Source organism: Burkholderia sp. S171 (assembly GCF_009766085.1).
Taxonomy (GTDB): Bacteria; Pseudomonadota; Gammaproteobacteria; order Burkholderiales; family Burkholderiaceae; genus Caballeronia.
Genome location: NZ_LMUF01000011.1, coordinates 15,392 through 39,722 on the forward strand (window position 1 = coordinate 15,392; position 24,331 = coordinate 39,722).

Below are 24,331 nucleotides of genomic sequence, written 5' to 3' on the forward strand. Positions count from 1 at the left end.
ATGAGCACGTTCGATGTACGGATCGGCATCAATCCGCTGTCATGGATGAACGACGACCTGCCCTCGCTCGGCGGTGAGACGCCACTCAGCGTGGCACTGACCGAAGGCAAGCAGATCGGCTACGAAGGGTTTGAACTCGGCAACAAATTTCCGCGCGAGCCGGAAGCGTTAAAAACGCTGCTTGCCGGATACGACCTCGCGCTCGTCTCCGGCTGGTATTCCGGGCGGCTCGCCGAACGCAGTGCGGAGGACGAGATCGCGGCCGTGGGTCCGCATCTCGACCTGCTTGCGAAAAACGGCGCGACAGTCATGGTCTACGGCGAAGTGTCGAACTCTATTCAAGGGGCGCCCCAGCCGCTGTATCAACGACCGCGTTTTTTCTCCGATGATCGCTGGAACGAGTACGCAACCCGCCTGAACACCTTCGCCGAATACACGCTTTCGCGCGGTGTACGCGTGGCTTATCACCATCACATGGGTGCGTACGTGGAGACGCCTGCGGACATCGATCGCCTGATGAGCCTCACTAATGAAGCTGTCGGACTGCTCTTCGATGCCGGTCACATCACGTTCGCCGGTGGCGATCCGTTGACGGTTCTCAACAAGCACATCGCGCGCGTTTGCCATGTGCATTGCAAGGACGTGCGGCCAGAAATCATCAAGCTTGCCCGGAACCGGAACTGGAGCTTCCTGGAGGCCGTGATCAACGGCGCGTACACCGTTCCCGGTGACGGCACGGTGGACTTTCCATCGATCATCGCTCGATTGAAACACCATGGGTATCGCGGCTGGCTGGTGGTTGAAGCGGAGCAGGATCCTGTTATTGCCACCAGCTATGCGTACGCCGAGAAAGGCTACAAGACGCTACGCGCGCTCGTCGATCAAACTCTTCAGGAGGCCGCATGAGCCTGCTCGTCAAGGCTTCGCGCGAAGGCCAGACTATCGCGCGCGTCACGCCCGAAACTGCTTTGTGGAAACACGTTGGCTTCGCCGCTTATCGGTTAGAAACGGGTGACGTCGTGCATGTGCATGAAGCACAGCGTGAGGTGTGCATCGTCGTCTTGTCGGGGACGGTGAGCATAGAAGCCGGTGAGCATAAATGGGAGAAACTCGGCTCGCGCGACAGCGTGTTCGAGGACACGGCGCCCTACGCGGTTTATCTGCCGCCCAAGCTCGCCGCGACGATACGAGCAGATCGCAACGCGGAAGTCGGTGTGGCAAGTGCGCCCGCTACGGGCAAGTATCCGGCGCGGTTGATCGAGCCATCACAGATGACACGTTCAACCCGCGGCAAAGGAGCGAATACGCGCTACGTCTGCGATATTCTTCCGCAAACCGAACCTGCAGAGGGCTTGCTTGTAGTCGAAGTAAGGACGCCCGGCGGTCACGCTTCAAGCTATCCGCCGCACAAGCACGACAGGGACAACGTGCCGATCGAGAGTTCGCTTGAGGAGACTTATTATCATCGGCTGAACCCGCCGCAAGGGTTTGCGTTCCAGCGTGTCTACACCGACGAACGCGACCTCGATGAAACCATGGCCGTTGAAGATCATGACGTCGTCATGGTGCCGCGCGGCTATCATCCGGTCGTGGTGCCGTATGGTTACGACAACTACTATCTGAACGTGATGGCGGGCGACAAACGGACCTGGCATTTTAAAAACGACCCGAAGCACGAATGGATCGTGGAACGGGACAGCAAGCCTTCTTGAACTTATCTACGTAGCTTAACCGCCGATAGAAAGCCATTCGTTGATCACGCGCTCGTTCGCGGCAAGCGCGGCGGGCGTGTCATCGAAGACGATCTTGCCGTGACCCATCACGGCGACGCGCGTCGCCAGATCGCGCGCAATGCTCATGCGTTGTTCAATCAATAGAATCGCCACGCCACGGTCCCGCAAGGTCTTCAGACATGAAGCGACTTGCGCCACGACCTGTGGCGCAAGCCCTTCCGTCGGTTCATCGACGATCACGAATGACGGATCGCCCATCAACGCGCGGGCAAGCGCGAGCATTTGTTGCTCGCCTCCCGACAACATCCCCGCCTTCACCGCTGCCCGCTCTTGCAACACCGGAAAAAGTTGCTCCGCGTCGTTGATGGTGAAACGTGATCCGCCCCGCTTCATACCGAGCTGCAGATTTTCGCGCACGCTGAGCGTTGGGAAAACATCGCGTTGTTCGGGCACGTAGCCCACGCCCATTCGAGCGATTGCATAAGGACGTTTCCCCAGCATCGATACCCCGCGAAAGTTCGCTACCCCTTGCGCGCGCACCAATCCCATCAGTGCTTTGGCGAGCGTCGAACGTCCCGAACCGTTGCGTCCTGCCAAGGCAACGATCTCGCCTTCGCCGATACGCAAGCTCACGCCGTGCAGCACATGACTCGTGCCATACCATGCGTTAAGGCCGTTGATTTCAAGCAGCGTTGTCATGGCGTATCGCCGAGATAGGCGGCGCGAACCTCCGGGTGCGCTGCAATGTCGGCGGGCGTTCCCGTCGCGATAATACGGCCTTGGACAAGCACTGAAATGCGATCGGCGAGCGCAAACACCGCTTCCATATCGTGCTCCACGATCAGCAATGTCTTGCCCTGCGTCGTCTCACGAATCAACGCGAGCGCACGGGCCGCTTCCGCGCGATTCATGCCGGCGGTGGGTTCATCGAGCAACAGCACGGACGCGCCCGTGGCAAGCGCCAGGCCCAGATCGAGAGAACGTGATTCGGCGTAGCTGAGGCGGGTGGCGAGCGCATCGCTGCGATCGGCAAGACCGATGGCCTTCATGATCCGATGCGCTTCTTCATCGATTACGCTTGAACGAAACCATCGATCTTTCCATGTCGCCGCACGCGAACCGAGCACCGCGCAACGGACGTTATCGTGGACGGTAAGACCTGTGAAGACGCTCGTGGTCTGGAAGCTGCGCGCAAGGCCTTTACGTCCGAGCCGATGAGCGGGCATCCCCGTCACATCGAGCCCGTTCAACGCGATGTGGCCGCTCGTCGGTTGCGTGCGCCCGGCGATCAGGTCGAACAACGTCGACTTGCCGGCACCGTTGGGACCGATCAATGCATGGCGTTCGCCTTCGTGAACACTCAGATCCACTCCGCGAAGGATCTGCGCTGCGCCGAAATGCTTCGTGATCTGCTTCAATTCGAGCGCGGTGTTCATCGTGCGCTCCGGGCTTGGCGGGTGAAGAGAATAGCGAGCGCCGCGCAAAGGGCGGCGAAACACCACGGCTTTAAGCTGCGGCCATCAAGAAGGAAACCCGCGATATGCGCAAGACCGTCGCCGTGGCTGTCGAATTGCAGCGCGTAAGCGAGTTCCACAGCGATGATGATCGCCAGCAGCCATGCACCAACGGCGCACAATGCAAACACGATAGCCACATACCCGTCGCGTGATCGTGCAGCAATAAAGCCCACCAAGCCCTTGGGCGCCACCACCACAACCCACACAAAAAACAGCCCAAGATAGGCCACCCACGCCAGCGATACACTCCCCACCACCAAGCTGAAAAACGTGAGCACTACGGCTCCCAACACCGGCCCAAAAAATTCTGCAGTCCCACCGATCACCACAGCGATCAACACGCTTCCCGAGCGCGCGAGCCCCACCCCTTCCGCCGATGCCAGTTCCACATTGATCAGCCCCAGCCCACCCGCCACGCCCGCAAAAAACGCCGCGACGATGACCATCGCAAAGCGTACGCGGCGCGGATCAAAGCCGATGGCCGCAGCACGCACGGGGTTATCGCGGACCGCATTCGCCACCCGCACGAACGGCGCGCGCGAGAAAGCGAACATCGCGATGCACGCCAGCACGCACCATCCAGCGATCAACGCATAAGCCTGGATCGAGGGCCCGAAGCTCAAGCCGAAGATGCTCAAACCACTCCCACGATCGATAGGAACACCGCCCTCGCCGCCGAACCATCCCGGCACGAGCCACATGCCTGCCGCGACAAGTTCGCCGATCCCGAGCGTGATCATCGCGAATGTCGTGCCGGCGCGACGCGTTGAAAAGAAGCCGAACACAACACCCACAAGCGCCGCTGACACGCCGGCGATCAACGGCAACAAGGGCAGCGGCACGGGGTATCGATTGAAAATTTGCGCAGCGGCGAACGCGCCGAGACCTGCGTACACAGCGTGACCGAAAGACAGCAATCCGGTCTCGCCGAGCAGCAGATTGAACGAGAGCGCGAACACGATCGTGGTCGCGGTTTGCGCGAGATAGGCGAGCAGCCAGCTCTGCGATGTGAAGACTGGCGGCAACGCTAGACCGGCCACCAGCAAGAGCCACGGAAGCGCCTGACGTGAAGAAACACGCACGCTAAACATCGTCGTCGCCACGCTGCCCGAATAACCCGCAGGGACGCAGCGCGAGCATTGCGACAAGCAGCACATACGGCAGCACGGGCGCGATCTGCGCGACACTCAACGAGGCCCAAGCAGGCGGCAACACAGCGCCGGCAAACGCGGCAATGCTTCCGAGCGACAACGTAGTCCCGACGGCGAACGTCTGAACGCAGCCGATCAGAAGCGATGCCACCAGCGCGCCGCCCACCGACCCGAGCCCCCCGACTACCACGACAACGAACACAATCGGCCCGATGCCCTCCGCCATCGAAGGCTCGATGACGAACAGCGGCGCGCCGATCACGCCAGCCAGCGCGGCGAGCGCCGCGCCAGTCGCGAACACCAGCGTAAACACACGAGGAACGTTATGACCAAGCGTCTCGACGGTCGCAGCATGCGTGAGCGCGGCTCTTACCACGAGCCCTATCCGCGAGACGCGCAGCACGGCGTACAAAGCCAGCAACATCGCCAGCGACACACCCATCATGAATACGCGATAACGCGGAAATGCGGCGCCGTAGAGCGTGAACAACGGGCCATCGAGAGAGAAAGGAACAACAGCATTGATTGGCGCAAGTCCCCATACCAGCTTCACGACTTCAGCGATCAGATAAGCCGCGCCGAACGTCAGCAGAAGCTCGGCAAGCGCACCGCGCGTTTCAATCCGGCGCAATAAAAACCGCTCGAACAAGCCGCCAAGCGCACCAACGAGCAGGGGCGAAACAACCAGTGCAAACCAGAAGCCCCCATGCGCTGCGAGCGCGTAACCCACATACGCGCCGAGCATATAAAAGCTCGCGTGAGCGAAGTTGAGCACGCCCATCATGCTGAAGATCAGCGTTAATCCCGCCGACAGCATGAACAGCAGCAACCCGACGCTCACTCCGTTCAGAAGGTTGATCGCGAACCACTGAACGAACGAGCTCACGTTGCGCGAACCTACCCGGTGACAACGCTAACGAGCGGCTTGAGCGCCGCGACGAGCGTCTCGGGCAAAGCAACCGGACGGCGCGTGTCGCGATCGACATAGACGTGCACGAAATGTCCCTGCGCCGCGGGCTGCTCGGAACCCGCGCTGAAAATACCGACTTCATAACGCACGCTCGTTGTACCGAGCCGCGTGACGCGCAGACCGGCATCGATACGTTCGGGAAACGCCAGCGAAGCGAAGTAACTGCAATGCGTTTCCACCACGAGCCCGATCGTCTTGCCCACTTCCAGATCGAGCGCGCCGTGCCGGATCAGATACTCGTTCACCACTGTGTCGAAGTAGCTGTAATACACCACGTTATTCACGTGGCCGTAGAGATCGTTATCGGACCAGCGCGTATTGATCGACAGGAAATGCGGATAATCCGCGCGCGTCGTTGGGACAGGGCGGCTCATGAATCAGAACGACTCCTGCAGCATCCGCCGATAATCGTCCGCACTCGCTTCGCGCGGATTGGTCTTGTGGCAATGATCGGCAAGCGCACCCTTGATGACCTTGTCGAACATGTCTTGCTCGACGCCCATTTGCGACAGGCGCGTCGGCAAGCCGAGACGCTCGGTCATGTCATGGACGGCTTGAGCGAGATCGGCATCGGCGGCCAGATTCATCACGCGGCGCATCCGCGCAAAACGCTTGTCGGCCACCACGCTCGGCGCGCTTTCGTTGAAGCGCAGCACGGCCGGCAAAACAACCGCGTTCAGCGTGCCGTGATGCAGCCCGGTGCGCCCGTTCACGACCAGTCCGCCCAACGGATGCGAGAGCGAATGCACGCAGCCGAGACCCTTCTGGAACGCCATCGCGCCCTGCATCGACGCGCTCATCATGTTCAGGCGCGCATCGCGATCCTGACCGTCGTGCGTCGCGCGCTCGATTGATGCCCACGCGCGCTCCAGCCCATCCAGCGCGATGCCATCAGCGGGCGGATTAAAAGCCGGAGCAAGAAACGTTTCGATGCAATGCGCGATCGCGTCCATGCCCGTTGCCGCGGTGAGCATGGGCGGCAAGCCCAGCGTCAGCGACGGATCGCAAACCGCCGACTTGGGCAGCAGATGCCACGAGTGAAAGCCGAGTTTGCGGCCATCGTCGAGGATGATGATCGCCCCGCGCGCCACTTCGCTGCCGGTGCCCGACGTGGTCGGCACGGCGATCAGCGGCGCGGCCTCGGCGGTGATCTTGTTGCTGCCGCCTTCGATGGTCGCGTACTCGGTCAGCGTGCCCGGATGGGTCGCCATGATCGCGACGCCCTTCGCCAGATCGATGGACGAACCGCCGCCCACCGCGATCAGGCCGTCGCAGCCTTCGCTTTTGTACAGCGCGGCGGCTTTCATCACCATCGCTTCGGTCGGGTTCGACGGGGTTTCATCGAAGATGGGAACAGCGCCCGCATCCAGATCCAGCGCCTGGACGGTTTGCGACACAAGCCCGGCGGCCAGCACGCCTTTGTCTGTGATGATCAGCGGGCGCTTGATGCCGACGCGCGTACATTCGCTGTCGAGCATAGCGAGCGCGTCGTAACCGAGGTGGATGTGGGTAACGTAGAAGATGAAGGCCATGACGTGTGTCCGCGTTTGAGTGAGGCGTCTGGCATGTTAGGAGTCCGGCGGGAGTCCGTCAATCCGCGCGGACGCCATGTATCGTGCAGGCGTTGCGCGTGTTACTGCCCCGGACGGTCCACATACTCAACAGCCAGGCCGCGTCGGCGCATCCATTCGGCCACGGCATGACCGGTTCCCGCGCGCCAAGGCCGGAGCTTCGCCGGCTCGACCAGACGATATTCAAGCAACTCCGGCGACAGGTTGATGGTTCCGTTCGCCTTCACGTGATACGCAATGATCAGTTCGTTCTTGCGGATGAATTCGTACACGCCGACCAGTTCCACCGATTGCGCCACCAGCGACGTTTCCTCCAGCACTTCCCGCGCGATGCCCTCCTCGGGCGTCTCGCCGTTCTCGAGAAAACCCGTGATCAGCGCAAACATGCCCTCGGGCCACGCCGCGTTGCGCGCGAGCAGGATCTTGCCCTCGTATTCCACGATAGCCGCGACCACCGGCAGCGGATTATCCCAGTGCACAAAGCCGCATTCCGGGTCAGGACACGCAAGCCGCACGCGCCCGCCTTCGTGGCTTGCATCGGCGCGTTCGACCAGCTTGTTGGCATCGCGTGGACAGAAATGGTATTCGATCATGGTCTGAGGTTGGAGAATCCAAAGGTCAACGGGTAGCGCAAAGCGCGCGGATCTCGGCGGCGAATTGCTCCACCGTTTCCGGCAGCGTGTCCCACGCACACATCAGCCGGCAGCCGCCCGAGCCGATGAACTGATAAAACTTCCAGCCCTTGTTGCGCAGCGCTTGCGCAACTGCCGGTGGCAACTCGGCGAACACCGCGTTCCCTTGCGGCTTGAACATCACCTTCACGCCTTCTATGCCTTCCAGCCGCTCAGCCATCAATTGCGCCATGGCGTTTGCATGGCGCGCGTTGCGCAGCCAGACATCGTTGTTGAGCAAGCCGAGCCAGGGCGCCGAGATAAACCGCATCTTCGAGGCGAGTTGCCCCGCCTGTTTCAGCCGATACGCAAAGTCGACGGCCAGCGCTTTATCGAAGAAAATGACCGCTTCGCCGACCGGCAGGCCGTTCTTCGTGCCGCCGAAACACAGCACGTCGACACCCGCGCGCCACGTGATCTCCGACGGATGCACATTCAGCGACGCGACTGCATTCGCAAACCGCGCACCGTCCATATGCACCTTCAGATGGCGGCGTTTCGCGATCGCCGCGATCGCACGAATTTCTTCAACGCTGTAGACGGTGCCCACTTCGGTGGACTGCGTCAGCGTGACGACCTTCGGCTTCGGATAGTGAATGTCAGCGCGACGCGTGACAATGGCTTCAATGGCATCCGGCGTGAGCTTCCCGTCGATACCCGGCGCCGTCAGCAACTTCGAACCGCCTGAGAAGAATTCGGGGCCGCCGCATTCATCGGTTTCGATGTGCGCAAGTTCGTGACAGATGACCGAGTGATACGACTGACAGAGCGATGCGAGCGCCAGTGAATTGGCAGCCGTGCCGTTGAACACGAAGAAGACTTCGCAGTCGGTCTGGAACAGGTCGCGGATGCGGTCGCACACGCCTTGAGTCCAGGAATCGTCGCCGTAGGCTGGCTCGTGGCCGCTGTTATTGGCTTCGATCAGCGCGGCGAGCGCTTCGGGACAAATGCCGGCGTAGTTGTCGGAGGCAAAATGTTGCATGCGGTCGGGGCCAAGGCGGTGGTGGGCGTGGCCGTCATTTTAACGTTTCATACGTGAACACGCGGAGACGTCAATAACGGCCATGCCCGTGCCTGATTGGCCCCTGTCCGTGGCCCCTGTCCGGCGAACGCTTTACGATTATTTTCCGGCGGGTTGGCTGGCTGCTGCTGCCTTTGCCGCGTCTTTCTTGTTCGCTTCGTGATGACCGACTGCGCACCCCCCGGCCGCGCCTACGGCACCGTGTTTGCCCGCAACGTGGCCCGCCACGCCGCCTACTGCCGCCCCTTCCAGACATCCTTTGGCATAGACGGCACCCGTGGCGAAGAACATCGAGGAAGCGGCGACGAGTGTAGCGAGTTTTCGATTCATGAGACAGATTCCTTTTGTAGTCAACGCGCGAAGCTTCGTGCCTGCGCTTGCTACAACATGGCAAGCCGCGTACCTGTCGTTTTGCTTGCGGTTTTTGGTGGATAGAGTCAGGTCAGCGCGAACCGGTTCGCCTCAGATCACGAGCACCTTAGCGTCAATGGAAATCGTGCCGGAGACGGGACTGCGGTCTATATAACGGCATTTGTCCTCTTTAGCGGCGAAGAGAGGACGTCTCTCGCAGACGTAAAAAAGCCCGTTCTGTCGTAACTCAGAACGGGCTCTTTCGAACGGTTGAAGCGGCTAACGGTTTGGACGCTTAGAGCTTGCCCTTCACCCAGTCATTCACCCCGGCCAGTGCACCTGCCAGGTTCTCCGGCTCCGTGCCGCCCGCCTGCGCCATGTCCGGCCGTCCGCCGCCCTTGCCGCCGACTTGCTGCGCGACGAAGTTCACCAGATCGCCCGCTTTAACCTTCTTCGATGCGTCCGGCGTCACGCCCGCAATCAGGCTGACCTTGTTGCCATCGACGGCCGCCAGAACGATGGCTGCGTTCTTCAGCTTGTCCTTCAATTTATCGACGGTTTCGCGCAGTGTCTTGCTATCCGCACCCGGCAATTGAGCCGCCAGCACAAACACCCCGCCGATCTCAACCGCCTGCGACACGAGTTCGTCGCCCTGATTGGACGCGAGCTTCGACTTCAGCGCGCCGAGTTCCTTTTCCAGCGCCTTCACGTGCTCCTGGACTTGCGTAATGCGCTGCGTGAGTTCGGACGGCTGCGCCTTCAGCACAGCGGACGCCGCGTTGATCCGCGCATCGAGTTCCTGAACAAAGCGCACGGCGTTATCGCCGGTAATTGCTTCAACGCGGCGAATCCCTGCCGCGACGCCGCCTTCCATCACGATCTTGAACAAGCCGATGTCACCCGTGCGATGCACGTGCGTGCCACCGCAAAGTTCGCGCGAGAAACCGAGGTCGAGCACGCGTACTTCGTCGCCGTATTTTTCGCCGAACAGCGCCATCGCACCGCCCTTCACCGCTTCGTCGTACGCCATCACACGCACGATACCCGGCGCATTCGCCAGCACTTCCGCGTTGACGATTTCTTCCACGCGACGGATCTGTTCGTCGGTCATCGGCGCGTTATGCGCGAAGTCGAAGCGGGTCTTGTCCGGATCGACGAGCGAACCTTTTTGCTGCACATGGCTGCCGAGCACTTCACGCAACGCCCTGTGCATCAAGTGGGTCGCCGAGTGATTGCGGGCGGTGCGAAGACGGCGAACCGTATCGATTTCCGCTTTCACCACGTCGCCTACCTTCAGCGTGCCCTGCTCGACCGTGCCGTGATGGCCAACGACGTCGGACTGGACCTTGAGGGTATCGACGACGGCGAAGCGCACCGCTGCGTTCGCGAGCACACCCTGATCGCCCGCCTGACCGCCCGATTCGGCATAGAACGGCGTGTGATCGAGCACGGCGACGGCCTGCTGGCCGACCCGCGCTTCTTTCACCGATACACCGTCCACGTAAAGCGCGACCACTTTGGCGTCGTCGAAGATTTCGTTTTCGTAGCCGTGGAACGTGGTTTTCTCGCCCGCGTAGTCCAGGCCTTGCGCCGACTTGAACTTACCGGCCGAGCGAGCCTGCTCGCGTTGACGTGCCATGGCTTCGTCGAAGGCGGCTTCGTCGACCGTGATGCCGCGCTCGCGGCAAACGTCGGCGGTCAGATCCAGCGGGAAGCCGAACGTGTCGTGGAGTTTGAACGCGAGTTCGCCGTCCAGTTGCTTGGAGCCCTTGGCGTCGAGCGTGGCGAGTTCGGTTTCGAGCATCGACATGCCGTGTTCGATCGTCTCGAAGAAACGTTCCTCTTCCTGCCGCAAAACGTCCGTCACGCGGGTTTGCGCGTCCTTGAGTTCCGGGTAGGCCGAGCCCATTTCCTCGACCAGATCGGCTACGAGCTTATGGAAAAACGCGCCCTTGCGACCGAGTTTGTAGCCGTGGCGAATGGCGCGGCGCACGATTCGGCGCAGCACATAACCGCGGCCTTCGTTGCCGGGAATCACGCCATCGACGATCAGGAACGAGCACGCGCGAATATGGTCCGCGATTACCTTCAGCGAATTGTCGGTGAGATCCGGCGTGCCGGTTTCACGGGCGGCGGCCTTGATCAGCGTCTGGAACAGGTCGATTTCGTAGTTGCTGTGCACATGCTGGAGCACGGCGGCGAGACGTTCGAGGCCCATGCCGGTATCGACGCTCTGCTTGGGCAGCTTCGTCATGTTGCCCTGGACGTCGCGATTGAATTGCATGAACACGAGATTCCAGATCTCGATGAAGCGGTCGCCGTCCTCTTCCGGGGATCCTGGCGGGCCGCCCCAGATTTCCGGGCCGTGGTCGTAGAACACTTCCGAGCACGGGCCGCACGGGCCGGTGTCGCCCATGGTCCAGAAATTATCCGATGCGTAGCGCGCGCCCTTGTTGTCGCCGATGCGGATGATCCGCTCTTTGGGCACGCCGATTTCGTTTTCCCAGATGGCGAACGCTTCGTCGTCTTCCTGATAGACCGTGACCGTGAGTTTGTCGGCGGGCAGGCCGTAGACCTTGGTAAGCAGTTCCCAGCAGTAGTGGATAGCGTCGCGCTTGAAATAGTCGCCGAACGAGAAGTTGCCCAGCATTTCGAAGAACGTGTGATGGCGGGCCGTGTAGCCGACGTTTTCGAGGTCGTTGTGCTTGCCGCCCGCGCGGACGCTGCGCTGCGAGGTGGTCGCGCGCGAATATGGCCGGCTCTCCGTGCCCAGGAACACGTCCTTGAACTGGACCATGCCGGAGTTGACGAACAGCAGCGTGGGATCGTTGCCCGGGACCAGGCTGGACGAGCGCACGATCGTGTGGCCCTTCGATTCAAAGAACTTGAGGAATTTCTCGCGGATGTCGGCGGCTTTCATGGCGTGCGGGTCTGCTGTTTTGTACGGCAGCGGCGCTTGGGGCGGAGCGTCTGACTTTTGTCTTTAGTCTTTTGTCGCTGGTCGCGCGCGAGGGCCGGATGCCGGGTGCCAAAATGGGATTGTCGATTATACGGGGTTTGGAAGGGGTTTTCGCTGGCGCCGGTGGACGGTTTTGGGGTTTTGGGTTTCGGTGCTCGTGGGAGGGGTAGGCCGGGTTTGCCAGGTTCGCGGTCGGGGTCACTGCCGGGTTGCTGCTTTTGGCCTTAGCGGACTGGGTCAATGCCGGGTTGCTGCTTTTGGCCTTAGCGGACTGGGTCAATGCCGGGTTGCTGCTTTTGGCCTTAGCGGACTGCCCGCGTTGGATGTTTTCTTTATCACTGTTAGCCACTGTGCGTGGCGGCACGTCATTTCTTTGCCCAAAGCGGCAAAGAAACGAAGCAAAGAAAACGCTTTCAACCACGCTACCCTAAGTGTCCACAGCGTGCAGTTTTGATTCATAGGTGCCCCAAAAGCACAGTGCTCGCCAGAGCTACGAATGTTTGAACCCCTCCTTCTCGCGAATCCCGACATAGACACGCTTCGCCACCCGTGCTCTCGGGCAAGCACCAATGCCCACGGATCTGCCCGGCCTCACCGGTTTTTGCTACCTCGCTTCTCGCTGGGGCGGTCACTGCCCAATTCCTTCGTTGAACAAGGGTTTCAAGCGAAGCCGTCCTCCAGTGCGCGTCAAAACCCTTATCTCACCCCTGCCCCGATCAACCCGCCCGCCGCTGCGCCCGCGACCGTCCCAATCGGACCACCCGTCAGCACATAACCCAAAGCCCCGCCTGCCGCCGCGCCAATACCAGCATGGGCCTGCGTGCGGTTCATCGCGCACGCCGACATCGAAGCGATAAACACACCCATTGCCGCAACCCGTGCAACCCGAAAAGAAACCCGCGTGATCTTGTTCATCATGAAATTGTCCTTTTTATCGTCAATACCGCTCGCACCCCGAACCTTTCAATTTCATTATTTCGGAACGCGAGGCTATCTTAAAATCCTCCCATCAATGTCGACAATTCGATTTACGTCCCGTTACGCCGGATACAAGCCGTAGCGAAAACGCCATCGCCCGGTTACAACCGCGCAATCACCCTACGAGGTGCCCGGATGTCGCAGCCACGCCGCAGATCGCGGCAAAATCCCGGCCTGCGCTGTCCTGCCCCTCTTGCTAAGGTAGAATCGAAAGACCAGATAAGTCTTACCGAACGCAAGCCGCAGGTCTTCAACGCTAGCGCCCTCGTCCGCTCTCTCTTTCTCGCATGAACACCGATCGCAACGACGCTCCGGCGGTAAACAATTTCATCCGCAATATCATTGACGAAGACAATCGCAACGACAAATGGTCGCAGCGGGTCGAAACACGTTTTCCACCCGAGCCAAACGGCTATCTGCACATCGGCCATGCGAAGAGTATTTGCGTCAATTTCGGCATCGCGCGTGATTACGGCGGCGTCTGCCACCTGCGTTTCGACGACACGAACCCGGAAAAGGAAAGCGTCGAATACGTCGATTCCATCGTCGACGCCGTCAAGTGGCTCGGCTTCGACTGGAATAAAGACGGCACCGAACACCTGTACTTCGCCAGCGACTATTACGACAAGCTCTACGAATTCGCCGAGCTGCTGATCGAACGCGGCCAGGCTTATGTCGACAGCCAGTCGGCTGAAGAGATGCGGCTCACACGTGGCTCAGCCCAGGAGCCGGGCAAGAATTCACCGTTCCGCGACCGCACGCCGGAAGAGAACCTGGACCTGTTCCGCCGCATGAAAGCGGGCGAGTTTCAGGAAGGCGAGCATGTGCTGCGCGCGAAGATCGACATGGCGTCGCCGAATTTCAACATGCGCGATCCCGTCGTCTACCGGATCCGTTTTGCGCATCACTACCGGACCGGCGACACGTGGTGCATCTACCCCATGTACGACTACACGCACTGCGTATCGGACGCGCTCGAAAACATCACGCATTCGCTGTGTACGCTCGAGTTTGAAGATCACCGTCCGTTGTACGACTGGTTCTTGAATCAACTCGCCGATGACGGCAAGTTCACCCGTCCGCTGCCGCAGCAAATCGAGTTCTCCCGCCTGAATCTCACGTACGCCATCACCAGCAAGCGCAAGCTGCTGCAACTGGTGACGGAAAATCATGTGGACGGCTGGGACGACCCGCGCATGCCGACTATCGTTGGTGTACGGCGTCGGGGCTTCACGCCGGAAAGCATCCGGCTCATGTGCGATCGCGTGGCGGTGACGAAAGTGGATTCGTGGATCGACATGAGCGTGCTGGAAGGCGCATTGCGCGATGATCTCGACGAAAAGGCGCCCCGTGCAATCGCGGTGCTGGACCCGCTGAAACTGATCATCGACAACTATCCGGAAGGCACGAGCGAAGCCTGCAGCGCGCCGGTTCACCCGCATCATCCTGAGCGCGGCACGCGCGAATTTCCGTTTTCACGGGAATTGTGGATTGAGCGCGAGGACTTCCAGGAAGTCCCGAAGAAAGGCTATTTCCGGTTGTTCCCCGGCAACAAGGTGCGGCTGAAGTACGGGTTCGTCGTGGAATGCACGGGCGCGGACAAGGACGAGCACGGCAACATCACGGCTGTGCATTGCACGTATTTCCCCGACAGCAAGTCCGGCACGGAAGGCGCAAACGGCTACAAGGTCAAGGGCACCATTCACTGGGTCAGCGCAGAAGGCGCGTATGAAGCCGAAGTACGGATCTACGACCGCCTCTTCAAGGAACCGCAACCCGGTGCAGGCGGCGCGGAATTTCTCGATGCGTTGAACCCGGATTCGAAGCGCATCGTGCGCGCTTATCTCGAACCGGGCGCACGCCAGGCAAACGCCGAAGATCGCTACCAGTTCGAACGCCACGGCTATTTCGTCGCTGACCGTATCGATTCGAAACCCGGCTCGCCGGTGTTCAATCGAATTGTCAGCCTGCGCGATAGCTGGACCAAGCCGGCTTAAAGCCATCGGCGCGTCCCACCGGACGCCCGCACCTGTTGTGGGGGATGCTTTGCAACGCACCTTGCCAAGGTCGTTCGTCCGCACGTGGCGAATAACACATACGTCACACGCGGCACGCACATCACGTGCCTCAGGCACGTGCCGCGTGTCGTGCGCGTTTGCACTGCTGATCGCGGCGCAAACGGCTTTCGCGGGCACAGTCGACCTGTCCTCGCCTACGTTACGCAAGATCGCCGAGAACAACACCATCGTCCTCGGCGTGCGCGAGTCGTCGGTCCCCTTCTCCTATCTCGACGCAAACGGCCAGCCGATCGGCTATTCACAGACCATCGCGCTCAAGATCGTCGACGAAGTCCGACTCCGCTTGCAAACACCCCGGCTCGCCGTGAGCACGGTGGTCGTCACATCGGCGAACCGATTGTCGTATATGGTGAATCACCAGATCGACCTGGAGTGTGGGTCGACCTCCCATATTCGTGACCGGGAGCAACTGGTCGAGTTCTCGAACAGCTTCTTCGACTACGGCGTCAGGATGGTGGTGAAGCGCAAATCCGGCATCCTCAACTACGGCGATCTCGCGGGCAAGACGGTTTCGACCACAGCCGGTACATCGGATGAACAGCTACTGCGGGAGCTGTCGCTGAACCGGAAACTGAATCTGCGAATCATCAGCGCGAAAGACCATGCCGAAGCTTTCGATGCACTGAAAACCGGCCGCGCGGTGGCGTTCGTGATGGATGATCCGTTGCTATACGGAAAGATTGCCCAGGAAGGTCCAGCCCAAAACGAGTACATGGTCACCGGTGAGCCGCTCGCGCACGAGCTCTACGCGTGCATCATGCGCAAGGGCGACCCGGTCTTCAAGCAACTGGCCGACGACGTGATTGCCGGCATGGAGCGTTCAGGCGAAGCCGAAAGACTCTACAACCAGTGGTTCATGCAGCCCATTCCCCCCGACAACATCAACTTACGGTTCCCCCTGTCGCCAGAAATGCGCGCGCTGTTCGCGAATCCGAACGACCGCGGTTCCGACAATTAGCAGAGACCAGCGCCGGTTAATCGCGGCCTGACGTACGGCGCTTGGCCCCTGTTTTCCGGCTCAGGCTAGTGTCTGGTGCAGTTCGATAAGCGACAGCGTGGTCTGGAACAATCGCGCGAGGCTACGGCTTGCAAACTGATCGACATCAATCGGTGTGACCCATCTGTACGCGTCCATTTCGGGAATCATCGTGCCGTCCCGGCGACGCGGAAAATACGATTCGCAGACGCACTCTTCAAGCTTCACTTCGTCGTCGGTCACTCGCACCGCGAACAGATGCAGGTCTTTATCGCGGCGATAAACAAACCGCCCCAGATCCTTCAACCGCTCTGCCTCCATCACAATTCCCGTCTCTTCCACGAGTTCCCGCAACGCCGCTTCCACGGGTTGTTCGTCCGCCTCACCCTGGCCTTTCGGGATATCCCAGTGCGACGTCTCAGTCGCGTGGCACAGCAACACGTCGCCTTGCGTGTTGAGAATCACGACGCCGCACGAAACCGTCCGGTCGACCATTTAAGCGGCCTTCCGGATTCGCGATACCGCGTGACAGGAAACGTCGGGCTGGTTAAAACAGGTCACTGTTTCAACAATGCCCATTTGCCGCCGTCAGGCTTGCAGACGGTCGGCGCCCAGGTCTGCGTCTGGCCCTTGGCGTGAGCCACCATGGTGAGCTTGCGGCACGTACGGTCGCCGTCCTTCTTCGTGTCCGATGGCGTGATCGTGCCGTTGATGGCAACCGAATTGCCCGCGCCTTCATTGTTCCAGTCGAGCGACTCGCCGTCTTGCTTGGTGTCGAGCGCCGAGTGGGCCGCGTTGTTGAGCGCCTGCAAGTCACGCTGCTTCATGTAGGTGATCGGCGTGTTGTTGAGAAACCCGAGGTTCGCCGCGTGAGCTGCGCCGCTGGCAAGCACGACACAGCTTGCGATCAGTTTCACGGCGAGCTGCACCGAGACGCGCTTGAGCGCGCGAGATGGGTATGACATGGAAACACTCTCCCTCGTTAGTATTGATATTGAGATATTGAATTTCGGCTATATCAGCAAGATCGCAGCAAAGTTGGTACGACTGCATTATTCGCGGCCATTGCCATAATCACGATCATCTGGGTCGAGGATAGCATGAGGGCATAAGGACTTTGCAAGCATCCAACGTCCGCCGAATGGCCATGCGCTCTGATTTTCAGAGCAACCCGGGACTATCTCAGAGGTGTCTGATAGAGGTATTGGAGACGGAAAACTAATATCGACAGCTTGTGAACTACGCTTCTATTTCGATCATGAACACCCTTCTCGCTACCGCCCAAACGCCCACGCTCTACGAGTGGCTGTGCGCCGCCATTATCGCGTGTGCGATCACGATGCCCAAGGGATTCCTGGCGATGGACCGGATGCTGGCGAGACGGCCCGAGCGGTCCGAATGGTCAAGCTGCGCGTATGTTCCCGACCCGCGCGGCGCTACGCAGCCGTCAATCTGGCCGCGCGTGATGACCGCCATAGGCGGCGCGTTCTGGATCGGTGCATTGCTCACGCTGGTGTTCTTATGCCGGCAACTCGCTCCGTAGATTTGTCGCAACCCGGCATGAATCAAGGGCAGCTTCGGCTGCCCTTTTTTGTCGTCGAACGCTTTCGCCTATCTGTTTCACGTATTCCGTCATTAGCTTCGAAGCATCGCTTATTCGACGCGCAAACCTATCGCCGCTATGGTCAACGATATCTCTTCTTCCACGGAAATCTCCATGAAAAGGCTGGGCTTGTCGTTGTCGTTATCAGGGTTATGGATTGCTGCTGCGTTTGCTTTGTTGCCGCTGTCTGCGTCGGCGCAAGATGCGGCGAGTGCGCCTGCGAAGCATTTGCGGATCGGTTTCCAGAAGGCCGGTTTGCTTGCCGTGCTCAAGGCCCAGGGTTCACTTGAGCAAAAGCTCAAACCGCTCGGCTACACGGTCAGTTGGTATGAATTCCCTGCCGGGCCGCAATTGCTCGAAGCGCTCAATACGAGCAACATCGATTTCGGCTATACGGGCGCACCGCCGCCCATTTTTGCGCAGGCTGCGGGCGTGAATTTCGTTTATGTCGGCGCCGAGCCGGGCGGAGAAACCAATGAGGCGCTGTTCGTCAAAGCGGACTCGCCGATTCATTCGCTGGCTGAGCTGAAAGGCCGGCGCATCGCGTTGCAGAAGGGATCAAGTTCGAACTTCCTGCTGCTTGCCGTACTGCAGAAAGCGGGCTTGAAACTCGACGATATCCATCCGGTTTATCTCGCACCCGCGGACGCCCGCGCGGCCTTCGAAAACGGCGATGTGGATGCATGGATCGTCTGGGATCCGTATTACGCCGCCGCGCAAAAGGCGTTGACCGTGCGCACGCTTGCGGACTACACCGGGTTACCGAAACCATTCAATTTCTACGAGGCGACGCGCAGCTTCGCCACTCAAAATCCCCAGGCAGTGCGTGCCGTGATCGATCAGTTGCGAACAACCGGCGCGTGGGTCACGCAGCACCCCGCGGACACGGCGGCGTTGCTCGCGCCGAAAATCGGGCTTGATGCCGGGCTGGTGGAGACGTGGGTACGCCGAGTGCCGTATGGCGCTACACCGATCGACGAGAAGATTGTCACGACCCAGCAGGGCGTGGCCGACATGTTCTATCGCGCGAAGCTGATTCCGAAGGCGGTGACGGTGAAGGACAACGTATGGCGGGACCAGGACGCGCTGACAGCGCGGTAGGCGTAACGACTTTTGAAGCGGTGGCGGGTTCGCGTGAGCGCGCCCTGCTGAACCGCCCTGCTGTGCATCGCGCGATGTCGTGGTTTCGCACGCCCAAGGCGTTGAGACGAACCAGAGGTTCTGGTACGGCAGGAGGGACTCGAACCCCCGCCCCTCGGCTTAGAAGGCCGATGCTCTATCCAGCTGAGCTACTGCCGCGTTGCAGGTGAACCGGGATTTTACCTCATCGAAAGGATGCGAGGCCTCATTCCGAGACCTCGCCCGCTCGAATGCGGTTTAAACCCTCGCGTTACCGCCCTTAAACCGGTTGCGGATGCAGCATGAACCAGCCAAGACAGAACGCGCCCGCGACCACGCAATACAAGCCGAAAGCCGCCAACCGACCGCGGCCTTCGAAGTAACGCATCAGGAAACGCACGCTTAAATACGCCGCGATTCCCGTCAGCACGCCACCGAGGACGGCATCGAAGAGTTGATCCGGTGCGTGGAACAGCTTCGGCAACTCAAGTACGCCGGCGGCGAAGATGATCGGCGTACCCAGCAGGAACGAGAACTCCGCTGCTTTCTCGGAACTCATCCCGGCGCCAACGCCCGCGATAATCGTCAGCCCGCTGCGCGAAAACCCCGGAATCAGCGCGCCGATCTGCGCGAGGCCGACCAGAAACGCCTGCTTGAACGTGAGGTCTTCAGGCGAACGCTCGGCGCGCGCACGCGTCAGCCGGTCGCCGACCCACAACAGCACGCCGTTCACCATCAACGCCGCTGCGACTATCCGCAGATCGTGGAACAGCGCCTCGAGCCGCTTTTCAAGCACCAGCCCGACGATACCCGTCGGAATAGTGCCGATGATCAGCGCCCACATCATGTGCCCATCAGCATTTTTGCGGCCGCGCAGCGATCCGACAAACCCCTTGATCAGCGCAATCCAGCGCTTGCGGAAGTACCACAGCAACGCGAGCGCCGTACCCAGATGCAACGCGACCAGGAACGGCAACAACTGCGGCGCGTGTTTGTCGATGTGCATCCCGATCAAGCCGGGCACCAGAAGCGTATGTCCAAGACTGCTGACCGGGAACAATTCAGTCACACCCTGGAGTACGCTCAGAAAAATCAGAAACCACAAAGTCACGCGTCGATCCTCTTTCGTTATTGGCGACAGGCACATAGCCGCGGCGGTGCAGCAAATGACCAAGCAAACCGGGCCGATTATGCCGGTCACCAAAAGCAGCGCCAAGCCTTGCGTGGTGCCTTTCATTATCGAAAGCTAATCGTTTGGATAATGGAATTTATTCGTAATAAATAAAAAAGCCCGTTGTAATAACGGGCTTTTAATGTGATTGCGTCATGCCTGCGTCACGGTCGCACCTTGTATAAAAACAGCAGGGTGCCGGCGCCAAACGTGCCAAAAATGAACACTCCAAACATCATCGCCAGATCCATATCATCCTCTTCGTTCGGCAGGACCGCTTGATCTGTGTGAGATCGTCAGGGTCGAAAGATGTTTCATCCGCGTTACATCGCGCTTGCATTATCAAGGTAATGAAAGCGCCTGCGTCAGTCGCAGTTTCCCCAAAAGGGTTTCCCCGTAGAATTGAGCCGCCCATCGCGTCACATCGTCTGTTCGTTGCGGGTTCGAACATTTGTTCGTCTACATAGTTCGCCCACGCAGTTCGCCCACGCAGTTCGCCCATCTACTCAAGGAGACCACCGATATGTCATCCCAGCCTGAAGACATCCTGGAAATCACGTTCGATGACGCCGTTCTCGAACTCGCGCCGAGCGCGGGCGGACGGCTGATGACGTGGCGCGTCGGCGGCGAGCCCGTTATTTTTTGGCCGGCCACGCCGGACTGGTCCAATTTCGTCAAGATTCGTGGCGGCAACCCCTTGTTGTTTCCGTTTCTCGGGCGCCATTTCGTCGATGGCGAAATCGGCAAATGGCGCGATCTGGAAGGCGTCGTTCACGAACTCCCCATGCATGGTTTTGCGCGCAATCTGCCGTTCGAGCACCGGAAAGACCCGGACGGTCACGGCGTACGAATGACGCTCGTGGACAACGATTTCACGCGCCAGGGTTATCCGTTCGCATTTCGTTTCGAGGCAGCATATCGGTTGGTCGACGCCGTGACGCTTGATGTCGAACTCACCACGTCGAACCCCGGCGAAGTGCCGCTGCCCTACTACTCAGGCCATCATTTCTACTTCGCCCTGCCGCACGGCCAACGCGGGATCAGCAGTCTGGAATTGCCGCGCACGGAGACGCGCCGGCAACTCGACGATGGTTCGATTACCGACCCGCAAGCGGGCGCAGCGCGGTACGCGCTGGACGACGCCAACATCCTGGATCGTTTCCATTGCTTTACCGGCCCGTCCGACAACCCTGTTCGCCTTGTCACGCCGGGTTTGAAGCGCGCGGTGAATTTCGACCTGCAACGCCCCGACTCGGTACCGTGGTACGCCGTGACGACCTGGACCCTGGAACCCACATCGGATTTCTACTGCGTCGAGCCGTGGGTCGGACTTCCGGATGCCATTCACAATGGCCGCGGACTGCGCTGGCTTGCGCCGGGAAAAACCGAAACGGCAGCGCTGCGGCTGACCGTTTCGCCGGCTGATTGAAGAGGAAATGAGCAGGACATGAGCGCGAAAAGAGCGGGACAACAGCGGGACACGAGCAGCAACTAGCCCGGCATCTGGCCCGCTTCTGAGGGCGACGCCGCCGGGACGGTAAAATCGGACATTTCGCCGATGCGCGTCCTGGTTTGTTTGCCGCAGCGTTTTCGGTTTGTGCGGCGCTTTGCGAGGTTTTGAGTTTGGTAAAAATAATTCGACGGCTGACCTGCGTGACGTTGGTCGCAGTGCTCGCCGCGTGTGGTTCCGCGCCGGTCGGACCGGGGTTTTATCGAGTTGAACGGGGCGACACATTGTCGAAGGTCGCGCGGGCTAACCGGACATCGGTCCAGAGCATCACGCGCTGGAACAATCTCACCGACCCGAATGCGATCGAAGTCGGCCAGGTGCTGCGCGTGGCGCCACCAGCGGGAAGCGTGACACCGGCTGGGTCATCTGCGCCGGCCCGCACGAGCGGCGCGGAACCATCGGATTCGTCGCCTTCGTCATCCGCCCTGGTCACGCCGGCCACCAGCATTTCGCTTATCTGGCCGACGCAAGGCAGCGTGATTCGCGGTTTCGACGGCAAGAGTTCGAAGGGCATCGACATCGCGGGCGCGCCCGGGACGCAGATCGTGGCGGCGGCCGCAGGAACGGTTGTCTATGCGGGGAACGGGCTGCGCGGTTACGGCAACCTGCTGATCGTGAAGCACAATGCCGACTATCTGACCGCTTACGCGCATAACCGCGCGCTCCTCGTGAAGGAGGGCCAGAGCATCACGCAGGGTCAACCCATCGCGGAAATGGGCGACACCGACACGAATCGCGTGATGCTGCATTTTGAACTGCGCTACAAAGGCAGTTCGATTGATCCATCGCGCTATCTGCCGGCACGGTAACGCGCCGCTCAATTGAAGACGGGCACGCTCAATGAAGGCGGGCATGCCCAATCAAATACAGGGAAGAATCGATGAAATTACAAGTTTGCGCCACGACGCTCGGAAAGGTAGCCGCGACGGCTGCAGCAATGGCGGTTGCGCTGACACTCGCTGGCTGCGCCGACTCGGCGAAGATGACCTATCTGCCGTCCGGCGACACCGGTTTTGCAATCAATTGCAGCGGTGGGGACGCGAGTACGAGCTGGGCGGAATGCTACAAGAAGGCGGGCGAGATGTGCGGATCGTACGGCTACGACGTGGTGTCGAAAGATGTCGACAACGGGGCGACGTCAGGTGGAACCGTGGCCGGGATTTTCGGCGCGAACGTCAAGAACCGGTCGATGGTGATTCGCTGCAAGCAGTAGCGCTCGCGTGTTTCTTGATCGATCGGCCGAGGCGAGCAACGTGTTCACTCACCGCCCGGTTTGCTCGTGGACCCAGCAAGCCCAGGAGTTGCGCGCCGCGCCAGTGACCGGACAACGGGTCAATATGCGAGGCGAACGCGAGCAACGAACCCAGTGCGATCGGACAAATGGCGAGGAAAATCCACAACGAGGTCATGATCGGGAATCGATATCAGGAAATGGGATCATACCTTTGCGGCAAGAAATTCGCATAAGCCGCCGTGTAATCCGCTTTCCGCTCGTAGTAATTACGTGTCGCGGCCTTCGTTGACCAGACAGCCTTAACCTCTGGAAACGCCCATGCACATTGGGTTACGCGTTGATACAAGTGATCACAATCAGCCCGATTGATGCACTCTAGAATACGTTCAGCCCGAGATTCTCTGCGCGAACAGTCCTTTCGGGTCAGAAGCCCCGGTGTGCCCGCACCGGGGCTTCGCTTTATTTGGTTATCAATTGAGCGTTAGCGCCCTGCTCCGGCTTTCTGCTTACGAGATTGCTTTGAGCCGGCGGGAGTCGTAAAGAATCCGTACCGGGATTGCCTAAGGAACACAACAAAAAGGCCGTTTCCGACTGGCGTCGGAAACGGCCTTTGCTTGCGCTGAATTTTACGCGTTGCGTGCGGAGATTAATGCGACGCGTGGTCGTGATCGTGCTGATGCGCGCTGGGGTCTTCGGCGGCCTGACATGCCGGACAAATGCCCTTTAACTCAATGTCGTCGCCCGCCAGCCGATATCCGCTCGCCTCGACCTGTGACATCAGGCTCTGGCGCAACTGTTTTTGCTGCTGCAACTCGGTCACGCGGCCACATTGCTGGCAAACAATCAGCACGCCGTGCTGGCAATGCGTGAGGTCGTGGCAGACGGTGAACGCGTTGATCGATTCGATCCGATGAATCAGCCCTGCCGACAGCAGGAAATCCAGCGCCCGATACACCGTGGGAGGCGACGCGTTCGGATGCATCGCCCGCATTTCATCGAGCAACGTATAAGCTTTGGTCGCGCGGCCCGAGGCCAGCAGCAACTCGAGCACGGTGCGCCGAATGGGCGTGAGTTTCTGGCCACGCTCGCGACAATAGTCGTCGGCCATCGTGACCGCCGCCTGGAGCGCGTCGGCGGACGAGTGGGCGTGAGACTGGGCGTCGTTGGCGGGCGTTTTCATAGGCGGATTATACGCTGCGGCATGAGGGCCAAGCTTCGGGCGCGCGGCGTCATGGCTTTACTGCGGCTGCTCAGGCTTGGCTGGCGCGATGATCATGACCGGCGGCGTGGTATCGGTGGGCACGCCTTTGTAATCGGGCGGATCTTGCGGCGGCGTGTGATGCGGCACGGTGGCGTCGGCACAGGCGGACAGGAATAGGGAGCAGATGAGCAAAGCAGCGAAACGCGGCATGGACGGCCCGGAAATAAAGTTCAGGAAGTTCAGAAACGAATACGAAGGGTGAACGCAGAAGATTAAACGATATCGGGGATTTGCGAGAGAACGGACACGCTGGGCGGCTGCGGCACAGCGCTCAGCCGATGCAACAGTGCCAGAAATGGCGAAAGGGTCACGAGTTAAACTCGTGACCCTTTCATTTAAAACGTGGTCGGAGCGAAAGGATTCGAACCTTCGACCCTCTGATCCCAAAGTGGTAAAAAGGCAACTCCGCGACACTCCGCTAAGCTCCGCAATATTCCGACTACCCTTATCCAGTAAG

The 24,331-nt window shown here is 60.0% G+C and carries 25 protein-coding genes and 2 tRNA genes; 9 read left to right on the forward strand and 18 right to left on the reverse strand.

The annotated features are described in order from the left end of the window. Both iolE and iolB read left to right on the forward strand, forming a co-directional pair. Complete coding sequence (gene iolE, locus GSQ93_RS07640; RefSeq protein WP_158935035.1) at positions 1 to 906, forward strand: myo-inosose-2 dehydratase; 906 nt, start codon at positions 1 to 3, stop codon at positions 904 to 906. Then, positions 903 to 1,712, forward strand: coding sequence for a 5-deoxy-glucuronate isomerase (iolB, locus tag GSQ93_RS07645; protein WP_158935036.1), 810 nt, complete (start codon positions 903 to 905; stop codon positions 1,710 to 1,712). The genes iolE and iolB overlap by 4 nt, the downstream gene beginning before the upstream one ends. A gap of 15 nt (positions 1,713 to 1,727) precedes the next feature. Here iolB and GSQ93_RS07650 read toward each other — a convergent pair whose 3' ends face one another. The 11 genes from GSQ93_RS07650 to GSQ93_RS07700 all read right to left on the reverse strand — a co-directional run bounded on the left by GSQ93_RS07650 (position 1,728) and on the right by GSQ93_RS07700 (position 12,859). Continuing rightward, positions 1,728 to 2,432, reverse strand: a complete 705-nt coding sequence (locus GSQ93_RS07650) for an ABC transporter ATP-binding protein (RefSeq protein ID WP_158935037.1) — start codon at positions 2,430 to 2,432, stop codon at positions 1,728 to 1,730. Continuing rightward, positions 2,429 to 3,169, reverse strand: a complete 741-nt coding sequence (locus tag GSQ93_RS07655; protein ID WP_158935038.1) for an ABC transporter ATP-binding protein — start codon at positions 3,167 to 3,169, stop codon at positions 2,429 to 2,431. The genes GSQ93_RS07650 and GSQ93_RS07655 overlap by 4 nt, the downstream gene beginning before the upstream one ends. After that, positions 3,166 to 4,341, reverse strand: coding sequence for a branched-chain amino acid ABC transporter permease (locus tag GSQ93_RS07660; protein WP_158935039.1), 1,176 nt, complete (start codon positions 4,339 to 4,341; stop codon positions 3,166 to 3,168). Before GSQ93_RS07660 ends, GSQ93_RS07655 begins: the two co-directional genes overlap by 4 nt. Continuing rightward, positions 4,334 to 5,287, reverse strand: coding sequence for a branched-chain amino acid ABC transporter permease (locus tag GSQ93_RS07665; protein ID WP_301952051.1), 954 nt, complete (start codon positions 5,285 to 5,287; stop codon positions 4,334 to 4,336). The genes GSQ93_RS07660 and GSQ93_RS07665 overlap by 8 nt, the downstream gene beginning before the upstream one ends. A gap of 11 nt (positions 5,288 to 5,298) precedes the next feature. After that, the gene (locus GSQ93_RS07670; protein ID WP_158935040.1) at positions 5,299 to 5,745 is read right to left on the reverse strand and encodes a thioesterase family protein; all 447 of its coding nucleotides are present in this window, start codon (positions 5,743 to 5,745) and stop codon (positions 5,299 to 5,301) included. Between the two features lie 3 nt (positions 5,746 to 5,748). Then, positions 5,749 to 6,903, reverse strand: a complete 1,155-nt coding sequence (locus GSQ93_RS07675; protein ID WP_158935041.1) for an iron-containing alcohol dehydrogenase — start codon at positions 6,901 to 6,903, stop codon at positions 5,749 to 5,751. Between the two features lie 101 nt (positions 6,904 to 7,004). Further along, positions 7,005 to 7,535, reverse strand: a complete 531-nt coding sequence (locus GSQ93_RS07680) for an NUDIX domain-containing protein (RefSeq protein ID WP_158935042.1) — start codon at positions 7,533 to 7,535, stop codon at positions 7,005 to 7,007. A gap of 25 nt (positions 7,536 to 7,560) precedes the next feature. Then, a complete protein-coding gene (locus tag GSQ93_RS07685; protein ID WP_158935043.1) occupies positions 7,561 to 8,595 on the reverse strand; it encodes a low specificity L-threonine aldolase in 1,035 nt (344 codons plus the stop codon). Between the two features lie 138 nt (positions 8,596 to 8,733). Then, positions 8,734 to 8,925, reverse strand: coding sequence for a hypothetical protein (locus GSQ93_RS07690; protein WP_254073804.1), 192 nt, complete (start codon positions 8,923 to 8,925; stop codon positions 8,734 to 8,736). 355 nt (positions 8,926 to 9,280) lie between these two features. Beyond that, positions 9,281 to 11,905 carry an alanine--tRNA ligase gene (alaS, locus tag GSQ93_RS07695; RefSeq protein WP_158935045.1) on the reverse strand — a complete coding sequence of 875 codons (2,625 nt, stop codon included), beginning with the start codon at positions 11,903 to 11,905 and terminating at the stop codon, positions 9,281 to 9,283. Between the two features lie 735 nt (positions 11,906 to 12,640). Next, positions 12,641 to 12,859 carry an ornithine acetyltransferase gene (locus tag GSQ93_RS07700; RefSeq protein WP_254073805.1) on the reverse strand — a complete coding sequence of 73 codons (219 nt, stop codon included), beginning with the start codon at positions 12,857 to 12,859 and terminating at the stop codon, positions 12,641 to 12,643. Between the two features lie 350 nt (positions 12,860 to 13,209). Here GSQ93_RS07700 and GSQ93_RS07705 point away from each other — a divergent pair, with 350 nt between their 5' ends. Then, entirely contained in the window at positions 13,210 to 14,919 is a 1,710-nt protein-coding gene (locus GSQ93_RS07705) for a glutamine--tRNA ligase/YqeY domain fusion protein (RefSeq protein WP_158935046.1), read from the forward strand. 145 nt (positions 14,920 to 15,064) lie between these two features. After that, positions 15,065 to 15,958, forward strand: coding sequence for a transporter substrate-binding domain-containing protein (locus tag GSQ93_RS07710; protein WP_174254592.1), 894 nt, complete (start codon positions 15,065 to 15,067; stop codon positions 15,956 to 15,958). A 60-nt stretch (positions 15,959 to 16,018) separates the two neighbouring features. Here the strand turns inward: GSQ93_RS07710 and GSQ93_RS07715 are convergent, their stop codons facing one another. Together GSQ93_RS07715 and GSQ93_RS07720 are read right to left on the reverse strand one after the other, a co-directional pair. After that, on the reverse strand, positions 16,019 to 16,471 hold the full coding sequence (locus GSQ93_RS07715) for an NUDIX domain-containing protein (protein ID WP_158935047.1): 453 nt from the start codon (positions 16,469 to 16,471) through the stop codon (positions 16,019 to 16,021). A gap of 62 nt (positions 16,472 to 16,533) precedes the next feature. Then, entirely contained in the window at positions 16,534 to 16,941 is a 408-nt protein-coding gene (locus GSQ93_RS07720) for an RT0821/Lpp0805 family surface protein (RefSeq protein WP_158935048.1), read from the reverse strand. 269 nt (positions 16,942 to 17,210) lie between these two features. On the opposite strand from GSQ93_RS07720, the gene GSQ93_RS07725 reads away from it, so the two are divergent. Both GSQ93_RS07725 and GSQ93_RS07730 read left to right on the forward strand, forming a co-directional pair. Next, positions 17,211 to 17,519, forward strand: a complete 309-nt coding sequence (locus tag GSQ93_RS07725; protein WP_158935049.1) for a hypothetical protein — start codon at positions 17,211 to 17,213, stop codon at positions 17,517 to 17,519. 174 nt (positions 17,520 to 17,693) lie between these two features. Beyond that, positions 17,694 to 18,680, forward strand: a complete 987-nt coding sequence (locus tag GSQ93_RS07730) for a sulfonate ABC transporter substrate-binding protein (RefSeq protein ID WP_158935050.1) — start codon at positions 17,694 to 17,696, stop codon at positions 18,678 to 18,680. A gap of 121 nt (positions 18,681 to 18,801) precedes the next feature. Here the strand turns inward: GSQ93_RS07730 and GSQ93_RS07735 are convergent. Both GSQ93_RS07735 and GSQ93_RS07740 read right to left on the reverse strand, forming a co-directional pair. Next, positions 18,802 to 18,878: transfer RNA gene (locus GSQ93_RS07735), tRNA-Arg, on the reverse strand. A gap of 100 nt (positions 18,879 to 18,978) precedes the next feature. Further along, complete coding sequence (locus GSQ93_RS07740; RefSeq protein WP_158935051.1) at positions 18,979 to 19,809, reverse strand: undecaprenyl-diphosphate phosphatase; 831 nt, start codon at positions 19,807 to 19,809, stop codon at positions 18,979 to 18,981. A gap of 583 nt (positions 19,810 to 20,392) precedes the next feature. Between GSQ93_RS07740 and GSQ93_RS07745 the strand changes: the two genes are divergently transcribed. The 3 genes from GSQ93_RS07745 (at position 20,393) to GSQ93_RS07755 (ending at position 22,592) form a co-directional block, all read left to right on the forward strand. Beyond that, complete coding sequence (locus tag GSQ93_RS07745) at positions 20,393 to 21,298, forward strand: aldose epimerase (RefSeq protein ID WP_158935052.1); 906 nt, start codon at positions 20,393 to 20,395, stop codon at positions 21,296 to 21,298. Between the two features lie 224 nt (positions 21,299 to 21,522). After that, positions 21,523 to 22,188, forward strand: a complete 666-nt coding sequence (locus GSQ93_RS07750) for a peptidoglycan DD-metalloendopeptidase family protein (protein ID WP_254073801.1) — start codon at positions 21,523 to 21,525, stop codon at positions 22,186 to 22,188. Between the two features lie 71 nt (positions 22,189 to 22,259). Beyond that, a complete protein-coding gene (locus tag GSQ93_RS07755) occupies positions 22,260 to 22,592 on the forward strand; it encodes a hypothetical protein (protein ID WP_158935053.1) in 333 nt (110 codons plus the stop codon). Positions 22,593 to 23,259: 667 nt separating this feature from the next. On the opposite strand, the gene GSQ93_RS07760 is transcribed toward GSQ93_RS07755, so the two are convergent. The 3 genes from GSQ93_RS07760 to GSQ93_RS07765 all read right to left on the reverse strand — a co-directional run bounded on the left by GSQ93_RS07760 (position 23,260) and on the right by GSQ93_RS07765 (position 24,292). Further along, a complete protein-coding gene (locus tag GSQ93_RS07760; RefSeq protein WP_158935054.1) occupies positions 23,260 to 23,793 on the reverse strand; it encodes a Fur family transcriptional regulator in 534 nt (177 codons plus the stop codon). 57 nt (positions 23,794 to 23,850) lie between these two features. Further along, positions 23,851 to 24,024: a hypothetical protein gene (locus tag GSQ93_RS37600; protein WP_174254593.1), complete on the reverse strand. Its 174-nt coding sequence runs from the start codon at positions 24,022 to 24,024 to the stop codon at positions 23,851 to 23,853. Positions 24,025 to 24,217: 193 nt separating this feature from the next. Next, a tRNA-OTHER gene (locus GSQ93_RS07765) sits at positions 24,218 to 24,292 on the reverse strand. Between the last annotated feature and the right edge of the window lie 39 nt (positions 24,293 to 24,331).